The sequence below is a fragment of the Citrobacter sp. Res13-Sevr-PEB04-36 genome (assembly GCF_015672735.1).
In the GTDB taxonomy this organism is placed as follows: Bacteria; Pseudomonadota; Gammaproteobacteria; order Enterobacterales; family Enterobacteriaceae; genus Citrobacter.
Genome location: NZ_JADABY010000042.1, coordinates 1 through 12,667, shown reverse-complemented (window position 1 = coordinate 12,667; position 12,667 = coordinate 1). Strand labels below are relative to the sequence as shown.

Annotated in this window: 16 protein-coding genes; 6 read left to right on the top strand and 10 right to left on the bottom strand. The window is 49.3% G+C overall.

Features of this window, described 5'->3' with window-relative positions; translation table 11 throughout:
- The first annotated feature begins 181 nt into the window (after positions 1-181).
- Positions 182-685, top strand: coding sequence for a non-heme ferritin-like protein (locus IMQ48_RS12070; protein ID WP_196209232.1), 504 nt, complete (start codon positions 182-184; stop codon positions 683-685).
- 80 nt (positions 686-765) lie between these two features.
- On the opposite strand, the gene IMQ48_RS12065 is transcribed toward IMQ48_RS12070, so the two are convergent.
- Positions 766-1,017, bottom strand: coding sequence for a DUF2766 family protein (locus IMQ48_RS12065; protein ID WP_096757473.1), 252 nt, complete (start codon positions 1,015-1,017; stop codon positions 766-768).
- Positions 1,018-1,145: 128 nt separating this feature from the next.
- Here IMQ48_RS12065 and IMQ48_RS12060 point away from each other — a divergent pair, with 128 nt between their 5' ends.
- The gene (locus tag IMQ48_RS12060) at positions 1,146-2,567 is read left to right on the top strand and encodes an MFS transporter (RefSeq protein ID WP_196209231.1); all 1,422 of its coding nucleotides are present in this window, start codon (positions 1,146-1,148) and stop codon (positions 2,565-2,567) included.
- A gap of 33 nt (positions 2,568-2,600) precedes the next feature.
- Here the strand turns inward: IMQ48_RS12060 and IMQ48_RS12055 are convergent, their stop codons facing one another.
- Positions 2,601-3,239 carry an RpiB/LacA/LacB family sugar-phosphate isomerase gene (locus tag IMQ48_RS12055; protein ID WP_196209230.1) on the bottom strand — a complete coding sequence of 213 codons (639 nt, stop codon included), beginning with the start codon at positions 3,237-3,239 and terminating at the stop codon, positions 2,601-2,603.
- 269 nt (positions 3,240-3,508) lie between these two features.
- On the opposite strand from IMQ48_RS12055, the gene yecR reads away from it, so the two are divergent.
- Both yecR and ftnA read left to right on the top strand, forming a co-directional pair.
- Complete coding sequence (gene yecR / locus IMQ48_RS12050) at positions 3,509-3,844, top strand: YecR family lipoprotein (RefSeq protein WP_196209229.1); 336 nt, start codon at positions 3,509-3,511, stop codon at positions 3,842-3,844.
- A gap of 194 nt (positions 3,845-4,038) precedes the next feature.
- Positions 4,039-4,536: a non-heme ferritin gene (gene ftnA, locus IMQ48_RS12045; RefSeq protein ID WP_196209228.1), complete on the top strand. Its 498-nt coding sequence runs from the start codon at positions 4,039-4,041 to the stop codon at positions 4,534-4,536.
- A gap of 50 nt (positions 4,537-4,586) precedes the next feature.
- Here the strand turns inward: ftnA and IMQ48_RS12040 are convergent, their stop codons facing one another.
- On the bottom strand, positions 4,587-4,826 hold the full coding sequence (locus IMQ48_RS12040; RefSeq protein WP_135322291.1) for a YecH family metal-binding protein: 240 nt from the start codon (positions 4,824-4,826) through the stop codon (positions 4,587-4,589).
- A 214-nt stretch (positions 4,827-5,040) separates the two neighbouring features.
- Here IMQ48_RS12040 and tyrP point away from each other — a divergent pair, with 214 nt between their 5' ends.
- On the top strand, positions 5,041-6,252 hold the full coding sequence (gene tyrP, locus IMQ48_RS12035; RefSeq protein ID WP_196209227.1) for a tyrosine transporter TyrP: 1,212 nt from the start codon (positions 5,041-5,043) through the stop codon (positions 6,250-6,252).
- 30 nt (positions 6,253-6,282) lie between these two features.
- On the opposite strand, the gene IMQ48_RS12030 is transcribed toward tyrP, so the two are convergent.
- The 6 genes from IMQ48_RS12030 to IMQ48_RS12005 form a co-directional block, all read right to left on the bottom strand.
- Positions 6,283-6,948, bottom strand: coding sequence for a YecA family protein (locus IMQ48_RS12030; protein WP_196209226.1), 666 nt, complete (start codon positions 6,946-6,948; stop codon positions 6,283-6,285).
- Positions 6,949-7,156: 208 nt separating this feature from the next.
- Positions 7,157-7,438: a heavy-metal-associated domain-containing protein gene (locus IMQ48_RS12025; RefSeq protein WP_196209225.1), complete on the bottom strand. Its 282-nt coding sequence runs from the start codon at positions 7,436-7,438 to the stop codon at positions 7,157-7,159.
- Complete coding sequence (locus IMQ48_RS12020; RefSeq protein WP_196209224.1) at positions 7,435-7,791, bottom strand: mercuric transporter MerT family protein; 357 nt, start codon at positions 7,789-7,791, stop codon at positions 7,435-7,437. The genes IMQ48_RS12025 and IMQ48_RS12020 overlap by 4 nt, the downstream gene beginning before the upstream one ends.
- Positions 7,769-8,911, bottom strand: coding sequence for a transglutaminase-like domain-containing protein (locus tag IMQ48_RS12015; protein ID WP_196209223.1), 1,143 nt, complete (start codon positions 8,909-8,911; stop codon positions 7,769-7,771). Before IMQ48_RS12015 ends, IMQ48_RS12020 begins: the two co-directional genes overlap by 23 nt.
- 241 nt (positions 8,912-9,152) lie before the next feature.
- Positions 9,153-9,623, bottom strand: a complete 471-nt coding sequence (locus IMQ48_RS12010; RefSeq protein ID WP_196209222.1) for an SRPBCC family protein — start codon at positions 9,621-9,623, stop codon at positions 9,153-9,155.
- A 13-nt stretch (positions 9,624-9,636) separates the two neighbouring features.
- A complete protein-coding gene (locus tag IMQ48_RS12005) occupies positions 9,637-10,323 on the bottom strand; it encodes a DUF1571 domain-containing protein (protein ID WP_230326388.1) in 687 nt (228 codons plus the stop codon).
- Between the two features lie 205 nt (positions 10,324-10,528).
- Between IMQ48_RS12005 and IMQ48_RS12000 the strand changes: the two genes are divergently transcribed.
- Positions 10,529-10,873, top strand: coding sequence for a hypothetical protein (locus tag IMQ48_RS12000; RefSeq protein ID WP_196209221.1), 345 nt, complete (start codon positions 10,529-10,531; stop codon positions 10,871-10,873).
- A 368-nt stretch (positions 10,874-11,241) separates the two neighbouring features.
- Here the strand turns inward: IMQ48_RS12000 and IMQ48_RS11995 are convergent, their stop codons facing one another.
- Positions 11,242-12,423 carry a restriction endonuclease gene (locus IMQ48_RS11995; protein WP_042202023.1) on the bottom strand — a complete coding sequence of 394 codons (1,182 nt, stop codon included), beginning with the start codon at positions 12,421-12,423 and terminating at the stop codon, positions 11,242-11,244.
- Positions 12,424-12,667 lie beyond the last annotated feature (244 nt).

Here is a 12,667-nt window from a genome sequence, read left to right as displayed (position 1 = left end):
AAGGTAGCGCTATGCTTATTTGCGATCGGCATAGAATTGCCTCATTGATCACATAAAGGACCGGCAGAACGGACTTATTCTGCTAACAGTATTACGTGTACGTAGATGTAAAGTGCAATGACAGCCCGTTGTACTGACGTGAGTAACGTACATTTTCCTTTCTGGAAATAAGGATATTGATATGGCCGCAGTTGGAATTGTTCACAAACTCAACACTCAAATGAACCTTGAGTTTTACGCATCAAATCTCTACCTTCACCTCAGCGAATGGTGCTACGAGCATAGTCTGACCGGAACCGCAATGTTTCTGCGTACGCAGGCGCAAAGCAACGTCACGCAAATGATGCGCGTGTTTAATTTTATGAAAAGCGCGGGTGCCAACCCCATTGTCAAAGCCATCGACGTGCCTGGCGATGAGCTGACTTCCCTTGAAGAGTTATTTCAAAAAACGCTGGATGAATATCAACAACGAGCCAACACACTGTCACGCTTAACGAACGAAGCGGAAGCATTAAACGATGCGCCAACCGTTGATTTTCTTCACGATCTGGAAAAAGAGCAGCAGCAAGATGGCGTACTGTTACAAACAATTCTTGATGAGGTTCGTAGCGCCAAACGTGCTGGGCTGTGCATGGCGCAAACAGATAAGCACCTGCTAAACGTGGTTAACTACCAACATCACTGATACCCGGTATTTCCCCATCTGCGCCTCCCTTTCCGAGAGGCGCAAAAAAACCTTTCTAAAACCTGAAACAACGGTTTATTTTAGTGAGACTCACTCTGCGGCGTAAATTTCAGTTCGATCAACGCAACGGCTTTTTGAATGGCACGCATCGTAACCGGATCGCCACCTGCGGGATGACTAGAAAAATCAATACTTTTCAGCTGACTGGACATTTTTTCCCGCACTTCTACCGGGGCAATAACATCAATGACATCCAGAATTTGCTTGATAACAAGCTGGCAGGCAACAACGTCCGAGAGCAGTTCCTGATCGGCATTTAGTGTTTGGGACATAGTGAGCTCCTTATAGAAAGGTCGTCATAGTACCTATTCAGCGCGCGAAACGATAGCGGTGCAGGCTGTACGGCTGCACTGAAAATAAAAAAGATCCTGTGAATTTCATTTGAGATGGCAAGCACAACATGAATAACGATTTAGCGGTTGAGAACAAACGAGGCCTGTCCCCGGCAGCCTTACTCGTTGCCGGGGCTTTTTTTATGGAGTTTATTGATGGCACGGTAATCGCAACCGCTCTGCCCGATATGGCGAAGAGCTTTGGCGTCGAAGCGGTCGATCTCAACATTGGCATCAGCGCCTATCTGATCACCCTGGCGGTTTTGATTCCCGCCAGCGGCTGGATTGCCGATCGCTTCGGCGCGCGTAAGGTGTTTAGTCTGGCGTTGGCCATTTTTACCCTCGCTTCGGTGCTGTGCGGGTTATCTACCAGCCTCGAAGGCTTTGTGGCAATGCGTATTCTGCAGGGGATGGGCGGTGCTTTGATGGTCCCGGTCGGTCGCCTCGCGGTGCTGCGCACTACGCCAAAACACCAGCTGATCACCGCTATTGCCACCCTGACCTGGCCGGCATTAGTCGCCCCCATCATCGGTCCCCCTCTTGGCGGGTTTATCACCAGCTACGCCAACTGGCGCTGGATCTTCTTTATTAACCTCCCGTTAGGGTTACTGGCGATCGCCCTGGCGTTACGCGTCATCCCCGATATTCATGACGACGAACGCCGCCCCTTCGATATCCCCGGCTTTATAGCCACTTCGATCGCCATGGTGAGCCTGGTGTATGCCATGGAGTTACTGGGTGCGCAACATCCGCCGGGCTGGCTGACGGCTGGGCTACTTACGCTTGGGGTCATCATGTTCCTGTTTGCCCTGCACCATTTTCAGCATACCGCCTGGCCAATGATCCGTCTGGATGCCCTGCAGGTGCCGACGTTTCGCGTCACGATGTACGGCGGGTCGCTATTTCGTGCGTCTATCAGCGCCGTACCTTTTCTGCTGCCGTTAATGTTTCAGGTCGGTTTCGGCATGAACGCCTTTCATGCCGGTTCACTGGTGCTGGCGGTGTTTGTCGGTAATCTGACGATTAAACCCGCAACAACTCCGTTGATACGCTGGCTGGGTTTTAAGAAGCTGCTGTTGATTAACGGTGCGCTAAACGTGCTGGCACTGCTGGCGTGCGCGTTAATTACCCCGCAGACGCCGGTGTGGATGATTTTACTGGTGCTGTATCTGGGCGGCGTGTTCCGCTCGATCCAGTTTACCGGTGTCAGCACGCTGGCCTTCGCCGATGTCCCCGCGCCACAGATGAGCTACGCCAATACGCTGTTCAGTACGGCCACACAATTAGCGGTAGGGTTAGGGATTTCGCTGGCAGCAATCGGCATCAGAATTGGCGATAAGGTCAGCGAGTGGCTGACGCTGGGCAATGTCCCCGGCATTAGCTTCCGTCTGGCCTTTGTAGCGATTGCCATTATTTGCCTGATTGGTATGGTCGATACGTTGCGACTCACTCGCGACGCGGGAGGCGCGGTATCAAACAAAAGCAGATAAGCCCGGGCAGCATGTGCACCCGGGCGACAACGCTTAGCCAATGATTTCGCGAACAAATGCTTCGATGGATTTGTCCTGGCAGTTTTCAAAGAAGCACTGCTGGAAACGCGGGCCGGATACAGCCGTTTTCACCAGTTCAGGATCGATAGCACGCAGGGTATCAAGATAGTTTTCTTTCACAACAGCGGCTTTAACCTGATTCAGAATACCGGCGTTACGCACCTGTGGCTCTTTACGCTCCGGCGGATAACCTTCGCCATTACGACCCGTGAAAGCTTTCTCGAACATGTAGCGGACGTTCAACTCTGCGCCCCAGCCGAAACCTTTCGCAAACGCCAGCGAGAGCGCATTGCCGTTGTTGATTTGTGCAAACAGGAACGCATCTGCCGGATCGAGGCAGTAACCGCACACCACGCCCGGATGGATATTCAGCGACATCATGGCACCCTGCCCTGTACCGCAGCCGGTGACGACAAAATCAACCGCTTTGGAATTGAGCAGGATGCTAGCCATAATGCCGAGATGAATGTAGGTCAGATGATGGTCATTTTCGTCGCTCATCCCGACGTTAAACACCGGGAAACCTTTCTCATCCGCAACGGCCTTAAGCTCGTTATAAATGATCGCGTTTTTGCTTGCCTGGCTATTTTCCATCATCAATGCAATTTTCATTGTACCTTCTCCTGAATACGTCGCGGGATTTCCGCCATGAGTCATAGTATTCAAGCCACATTACTATTGTGCAAACTCACTTTCAAATTTAATGAAATTTAGTTTTAAAAAGTAATAATGTGCTCACATTTTTCCCTCAAAGCTACAGATTTGCCTCATAGTAAAGGCCCCGTTGTCATTAATCGCAGGTGATCGTCAAGTTATTCAGGCCATTGTCTGACTGCAGTATATGCCAGGATAACGTATCACCGAACTTTCAGAGCGATATCATGAAGACTCTTATCCTTACCCTGTTGCCGCTCGTGCTGACGGGATGCACTATCACTAAACAGGCACAAGTTAGCGAAGCCAGCCCTATCACCGGCGTGGTGCGTCTGACTTACAACCAGGCCATGCTGCAGACAGTACGCACTGATAATTATGTAGCCCAGGGTACAGCAACGAAGGAATGTCAACGCATGGGGTACGCCAGCGCAATGGAATTTGGTCAGCCCGTAGCCACCTGCAGTGTTTATGCTGGTTCTGTGTGCATGAATACGACCATTACGCTCGCCTGGCAGTGCCACGGCGTGGCTGTCGCACAATCCCCCGTGTTTAATTATTAATGTGTCGACCAGCATATTGTTGCTGGTCTTTTATGTCGTCCTGGCTTATATCATCGATTTAATATCGTTAATGCGTTTTATTCCCATTCGCATTTTTAATAATTAAATTTATTATTTTACCTTTTGCAAATAATTAAATAACAAATTATAGTGACGCCACATCAATATATAATTAACGCTAGTGGAGCAGAACCATGCTGAAAACAGAAATGATCGATCAACTGAATGAGCAAATGAATCTTGAATTATATTCATCTCTGCTCTACCAACAGATGAGTGCGTGGTGCAGCTATCACAGCTTCGAAGGCGCAGCCGCGTTCCTGCGTCGCCATGCGCAAGAAGAGATGACGCATATGCAGCGCCTGTTTGACTACCTGACCGACACCGGTAGCCTACCGTGCATTAATACCATACCGTCGCCGTTTGCTGAATATGCGTCGCTGGATGAGCTGTTCCGCGTTACCTATGAACACGAACAGCTGATCACGCAGAAAATTAATGAGCTGGCGCACGCGGCAATGACCCATCAGGATTATCCAACCTTTAATTTCCTGCAGTGGTATGTTGCCGAGCAGCATGAAGAAGAGAAATTATTTAAATCGGTTATTGATAAATTAACACTGGCAGGCAAAAGCGGTGAAGGTCTTTATTTCATCGACAAAGAACTGGCTACGCTGGATACACAGAATTAATTCTGTTGGTCCACGGTGGCGATACACTACACCACCGTGAACCAAAAATCTTAATGACGGCAGATCTTGCTTTCGTGCGTAGAGAAGCCGTCGTCTTTGGCAATAAATTTTCCCTTCGCCGCTAAGAACGCCACCAACTCAGCCGCCGTCATGCCTTCAGCAGAACAGGTATGAAAACGCGCCTGCTCACCAAAACGTGCCGTAATCGCCGCTTCAAGGCTGGCATTTGAATACTGTTCGCCAGACTCAATCATCATGTTGAGTACTTCGTGGCCGTGAATAGATTCCATACATCCTCCTCAGTAAAGCCCGCAGCCTAATGTAAACGACTCCATGCTGCTTTGCGCTAACGCAGAAAAATGTCATCTGGAATACATCTTAACCATTTAATTAAGTGTAAATATAAATGTACATGCATTGTAACGGTCATTTGACGAAAATAGCGTTATGCCTTACTCTGCGCCGCAGATACAACTATTGACTATCTCTGGGACAGAGGAAAGCGTGAAGAATAGAACTCTGGGTAGTGTTTTTATCGTGGCGGGAACCACGATTGGCGCCGGTATGCTGGCGATGCCGTTGGCTGCGGCGGGTGTGGGTTTTAGCGTGACGCTGGTGTTGTTGGTTGGGCTATGGGCGCTAATGTGCTACACCGCACTGTTGCTGCTGGAAGTGTATCAGCATGTACCGGCAGATACCGGGCTCGGCACGCTGGCGAAACGCTATCTTGGTCGCTACGGACAGTGGGTTACCGGCTTTAGCATGATGTTTTTGATGTACGCGCTTACGGCCGCATATATCAGCGGCGCTGGTGAACTGTTGGCCTCAAGCATCAGTGACTGGACCGGTACCAGCATGTCCCCAACAATGGGCGTATTACTGTTCACCTTTGTTGCCGGGGGCGTGGTATGTGTAGGCACATCATTGGTTGATCTGTTCAACCGCCTGCTGTTCAGCGCCAAGATTATCTTTCTGGTTGTTATGCTGGCGCTGTTGATGCCACACATTCATAAAGTCAATCTCCTCACGTTACCGCTGCAACAAGGTCTGGCGCTTTCTGCCATTCCGGTGATCTTTACGTCATTCGGTTTTCACGGCAGCGTCCCCAGCATCGTCAGCTATATGAACGGCAATATCCGTAAATTACGCTGGGTGTTTATTACCGGCAGTGCCATCCCGCTAGTCGCCTATATTTTCTGGCAGTTGGCCACGCTCGGCAGTATCAACTCATCAACCTTTATGGGACTGCTAGCAGACCATGCGGGTCTAAACGGTTTATTGCAGGCGTTACGTGAAGTGGTGGCCTCACCGCACGTTGAGCTGGCGGTACATCTGTTTGCCGACCTTGCCCTGGCGACCTCTTTCCTCGGCGTAGCGCTGGGCTTATTTGATTATCTGGCTGACCTCTTCCAGCGTCGCAATTCCGCAGCCGGAAGACTGCAGACTGGCGTAGTAACATTCCTGCCACCGTTGGCCTTCGCCCTCTTCTACCCGCGTGGGTTTGTCATGGCACTGGGATACGCAGGTGTAGCTCTCGCAGTGCTGGCACTGCTGATCCCGTCAATGCTGGTCTGGCAGAGCAGAAAACACAATCCTCAGGCAGCTTATCGCGTAGCGGGCGGCGCTCCGGCGCTGGCACTGGTGTTTATTTGCGGTGTTGTTGTAATAGCGGTGCAGTTTTCAATTGCGGCAGGGCTGCTGCCAGAAGTTGGGTAAAGAAAAAGGGGGCTTAGCGCCCCCTTTTTCTTAGTGCAGACAGCACTGCTTATATTTTTTACCACTGCCACACGGACAGGGATCGTTACGCCCTACTTTAGCATCAACTTTAACCGGTACCTTCGTCGGGGCTTCCTGCGGGTGCGCCATCCAGTACGCGTGCAGATCCAGCGCCGCCAGACGGATAGCCTCAACGCTCTCTTCAAACGCTTCCGGGGTCAATTTTTCCACTACCTCGAAGTTATCTTCCGTCCCGTGCAGAGCAATCGCCTCAAGCGCAGGTTTTAACGAATCCGGTAATGTGGACCAATCCGACAACGCCACGCCGCGCATATAGCCAAAGCACCATTCCTCTACAATCGTCAGCTCATGGCCTTCAATTTCGCGCAGGCCAAACAACGGCTCAAACTGCTCCGGGAACTCATCCAGACGATCGGCCGTATCAGCCATATGCTGAAACGCCAGGTTCATAAAACGCGCCATTTCTTTTTCGGATGACCAGCGCGGGACATACTGCGCGCCGCCCCATATCGCAACCAGCCACTGCTCTGGTTCAATTTCAAAAGGTGAACTGAGCACCGCCGTCAGCAAGCCATCCAGCTCGGAGACATCCAGAATCGCCTTGTCGGTATTGTACTTGGTCAGTACATCATCCAGCCATTCCAGCTCGCTCTCGTTTAATGGTCCCGTTTTCATAACGCTTTTCCTTAGTCAATAATTCTGGCCTGTGATTATCTTACATGGCGTGTGGGATAACGGATACCAATAGGAACAAGCGGTCTACAGAGACCGCTTGTTCAGGTTAACAGGAAACGGGGGTAATTCCGGTAGTCAACGCACAAAAGGGATCACAAAATCGCGGGCATTATATCTGCCACGCATAATAAAACCACCCGCAGGTGGCTTACTGTTGCTCAATACGGTTCAGCGTGGCCGTGTATCCGGTTTTCGCTACCGCGTTGAGTAGCGTATCGGTAGAGAAACCTTGCGGAACGATGGCTTCTGCCTGCCGAGTCTTTAGCGAAGACTTGGCTTTGATCACGCCGTCCGTTTCGCGCAGCGCCTGGTTAACCGAAATAACGCACAGAGAACAGGTCATATTTTGTATATCCAGCACGACTTTTTGATTCGCGGCCTGTACCCATAACGGCAGTAATAAACACACGAGCAGTGTCACTCTTTTCATTCAAACACCTCATAAAACCAGGCCACCAGCGTGGGGTAGAATAACACTGGCAAAATTAGTATTACCGCAAACCAGTACAGAACACGCATCTGCGTCAGGGTTAACCGCCCGGTGCACCACAGCCGTTTTGAAAAATAGAGTCGCCAGAACACCCGTAGTAATAACCCTAAGGTCAGCACCATCAGGGGAATACGTAAAAATTCAACCTGAGTGAATACGGCAAAGCCCGCCGCCGAAATACCAAACAGCAGATATAACAGTGGCCCGACGCAGCATAGACCGGCGGTGACAGCCGCCGCAGCGGCCGTCAGCAGGGTTAATCCCGCCCCCTTAGCGTTGTTCTGTTGCAACATAGCTGTAAGAGAACGCTTTGGGGTCATAGAAGTTGATCGGATCGCCATCCACTTCAGCATAAGGATAACCAAAGTTGTTCATCGCACCCTGCTCTGTTGCCGGATACAGTTCAAAATCGCGTCCGTAGTTAAAGCCCACCCAGTTCATTTCCCAGTTGCCAAACAGGTAAGCATTGACGGCCTGGACATCGGCATCCTGATGGTTTTTTTTCTCTGCCAGACGCATTTTGGTCACGTCTGCTGGGTCGCACGGCAACCAGCCGTAACCGGCCAGGTAGAACTCAGCGCGACAGTGCTGTCCGCCACTGACATCAGCAACCCCTGCGCTGTCGGCTTTACCAAACGCGCTTTTCGAATAGCGTTCCAGCTTATTGGCTTTCCCCAGGCGGATACCAAACAGTTCACGCGCCGGAATACCGCTGGCCCGAGCCAGTGCCACAAAAACGGAACTCATGTCGGTACATTTCCCTTTGAGTTTGCCGCTTTTCAGGATTTCCGCGACGTCACCCGTCCCGCAACCAATTACGTCATTATCACGCTCCATATAGCGGCTAACCCACTCATAGATCAGGCGTGCTTTTTTCAATGGATCCTGCTCAGCACCGGTGATTTTACGCGCGGTCTCCAGGACCTGCCCATCAACGGGGGTATGCGCTGTCGGTAACAGATACGGTTTAACATCCAGCGGGTAAACAATCTGCTCCGGGACTTGCCAGGTTTTTAGCGCGTCATGCTTCAGCGGTTCCCAGTCGGCCGTTTCAATCTCAATATCGACCTTCATCAGCAACTCACCCTGTGAATCTGGCCAACTGACAAATAACGTTTTGGCACCGTAGCTGTTATTGGTGGTGACATATGCCTGCTTATAGTTGCCGCTAAAAACAAGGTTTGTCATCTGTTGAAACACGGTGTCTACTGGCAGCGGGATCCACAACTTCACCACGCCACTCGAACCCTGCGGTGGATTCAGCTTATAGGTTTGTGATAACACAAAACGCCGACGCGCCACCGGCGCAGCCAATGGCTCTGCGGCCTGTACCGTCTGGCTAACGATCGAAGGGCCGACAAAACCGGCGGCAGAAAGGAGTACGCTATTTTTAAGAAACTGGCGACGTTGCATTGCTGTCTGTCCATATTATGAGAGTTAAGCCACGGCGAGCGTTGGCGATCATCACAGCAGACAGACGTTGGCGTAAAAAGGCGAGTCGATGGGGATTATTCATCAATAACAGACCTGTTAACTGTGAATGAAAAGAGAACCGATTAAGCCACTTTCAACCACAAGAGTACAGGCGCAACGAGAAAAAAGGCAAAGAATGCATAAAATACGCGGGATGCCCAACCTTTCCCCTCCCCTTAAATTAAAACATGTACACAGAGGCGCCTAATTTTCGGGCTAAGCCCTTTGCCCCCTCGCGCATGACCGTATCGTGATTCCAGCGAAAAACGGGAGCGGCCAACGGAGCAAGATAGTTCATCCAGCGAAGCGTAGTGCGAACATTCCAGTCATACCTGACGATAGTCTCTTTACCCAGTTCCACAAAAGACCATACGCCGCGACCTTCAACCTCACCGCGAGCTTCCCCTTCAAGAAGAGAGCACGGCAGAATATTCAGTACGCTGATATCAAAGGTTAAACGATACGGCAGCGCCCCTTTCCAGGTATAGCGGTGTAACGCGCCGATCCCTTGTCCATCGCCTTTTTTGAGCTCGATGACTCGCTCCAGGCTTACCCACCACTCAGGCCACTGGTCCGGATGAGAGAACACGTCCCAGACTTCCTGTAGCGGTGCCTCGACCCGCCAGACGGTGAAGAACTGATATTCGGCCATGGACCAGGCTCCCTTATGGCGTGAAGAAATCGACGGGAAAACGGAGGTTGACGATCATGGCATCCATAAGCACCGTTTCCAGCGGTTTACCCTCCGGCGTGTAGCTCATCACTTTGACAGGCAGTTTATGAAAGTTATCTAACCAAACTTCATAGCGATGAACTCCCTCAACAGCCATTGTCCCCGGCCCTACCACCGAGATGTGCATTACCGAACGCCCGGAAAGATTCTCCACGCCAAGAGTGGTGGTTGTCCCCCCATGCTGCAAACGGCGAATATTCCCCAACAAAACGCCGATGTCAGACCGATCGACCCGGTGACCGCGCTCATCCTGGATCAATGAATTTGTAGGCGACAGAGTCAAAACTGGCAATGTTCCCAGCCCGAATGGCCACAACGTCACTTTAGTGTTTACGGGATTATAGATCAGCACCGCACCAGCGTGCGGCTGGGTAAAGTCCATCCGTACGTAGCCGGGTTTTTTATAGCTATAGCGGATAATTTTGCTCTCTTGCGTAGCCGACGAGGAACGCATAACAAGCTGATACGATTGCATTTCATCAAAACGTTGTTGGGCGAGGCTGATGGGATCCAGCGACAGTGCTGACGCCACGGCGATGCGCACTGCCGCCGGGTACGCTAGCCCGCTAAAAACGAGAAACGTTGCAGACATTACCGTCGCACAGAGTATGCCTTTCATGATCGCCTCCCGCATCCACATAGTCTGCAAACAGGAATCATCACCTGTTACCTGCTTTCATTATAGGGGGGAATTTGGCGGTACTGACTTACAGGATAATCATTATTTGCGCAGGCAAAACGGTAACATTCATCATGCCTACGACGAATATCAGCGTCACCAAACGCTATACTTTACTAGCCACATTTTTTATCAGGCATTCATCATGAAACGGCCACGAGTAGGTTCATACTTCATCTTTACCGCATTGCTGATGATGTCATTATGCGCTAACGCCAACACCTTGCAGGACCAGGCCGCAAGGGAGCGTGAATTAAGTGCTGCACTGGCTACCGGCAACAGCGTCATCATCATTGGTGGAACGGATGACTTCGGTTTCACGCTCAGAGCCCGCGATAAGATCAATCAACCATTTGCTATTCAGGATGGCATTGGCGATCCCGTTATGTTTAACCGTTTTCAGAACCACAACGACAACCCCGCTCGCGACGGATTCAGGAGCAATCCAGCCCGGGGAGGCTTTATGCTTGGTGCGCCGATTCGCAGATAGATTCTCATTGAAAACGCTGCTCATGGACGTAATCCAGATGGGAGTTAACAAATTACAGGCACAAAAAAACCACCCGGAGGTGGTTTCACGACACTGCTTATTGCTTTGATTATTCTGCTCTTTCCCATGGTACCCGGAGCGGGACTTGAACCCGCACAGCCTTACAGCCGAGGGATTTTAAATTCTACGCAGGATCAATGAGTTACATAGCAGTGCATTGCGAAACTTTGCTGTAATTGTTTACTCATTTTACTGTAATTGGCAGTAAATAGATAGACTTGGATAACTTTGAGCACAGAATCTGCACAGGTAAGTCCCCCTCTCACGGAGGCCTACCTGTCCTTTGCTATATCTATATGACTGCAAAGTTACGAGTTTGACTGGAAATCTTCAATTATCTTCTGATTGTAATCATCCAGATACTTTTGCAGTTCATCCCTGTCGATCAGACGTACCAAGGCTGATTCAGCTAACTCTTTCGCAGAGCGAGTGAAGTAGGAATTAGTCACAACCATCGCCTCATCACAACCATAGAATGTTTTAGCAGAGATCACCTGCTGCACCGCCGAGTTACCTACAGAACCAGAATAATTTTTCGCCTGAATAACCATATCCTTACCAAATCGAGTGACGAAGAGATCTGCCCCCTGATCTTGCGTTCTCTTGGTTTCTTTGACGTCATAGCCCATAGTCTGGAATACTTCCACAAGGAAATCTTCAAACTGGAAACCGTCCATTGCATCAACTAAATACATGGTAACGAATTTGTTAGGGTTAAAATGTTCGAGCCGTGTAGCTAATCTATCAACCAGAATATCAAAATAAATATGTTCGCACACAGCTAAGTATTTTTTAACTTCATCAAATGAAACTAAAGGAACACCAGGCGTAGCCTCCGCTTTTTCATTGAACTCTACTGATGAGAACTCTATTTTATTGCTCCATATATAGAATAGAAACAATGAAAGATCTGCCCTAAAAGTGGTACCCGCTTCCTCAATCCATGACTTCAAGGATTCAGTAAGTGTAGATTTAATATGCCGTTTAACTTCCTTAGCGAAACCATAATAAAGAGCGTTAAATGACGTGGTAAGGAGTAATTTATCTAATAGCTCAGGTAACTCTTCAAGCTCATTGAACCCTTTTCTGACCAACACCTCACGGAAAAGTTGTAATTCGGAGTATGTACCATTATCTGTTGAGTAATCTGCTTCCGATTTATTATTATGTGAGAATCTGGAAGTGTAAATGAAGTTAGTAAAATATGGATCTTTTAAACTGGAGTATTTTTCGAGAACATTTTCAAGCAATTGATTAAGCTGAGTTTGCTCTTTCTTTTTCCCAAATAGATCTTTTAGAACACCCTTTGAACGATACTGAAACTCTGGATAAAACGATGGATTCAATGGTGTCATACGTTGTATATCTATTGCTTGTGAGGTCGATGATGCTGAACCCCATGCAGACGTTTTTACAGGCGAAACTCCACTACACCAGGGACAATTAACCTCAAAAGTCGTTCTACTGCAAGTATCACACTGATAAATCATTTGAATATTCTCCTTTTATTCTAATATCTGTCTATTCGGCGCTTCAATTACCAGCCTAATAATCCACAATTTAAAAAAGATCGTCATCACTCAGTCATATTACTTTATGTTCTTATTTTTGAGTCCATCCACTTAGTCATATCCTTAAGAAGAACCAGTGCATCTTTTTTGCTTCTCGTATTCCCCCAAAAACTCAGTTCAAGCACTTTCCCCTTCCCAGTAATTGATACTTCATAGTCCTCAG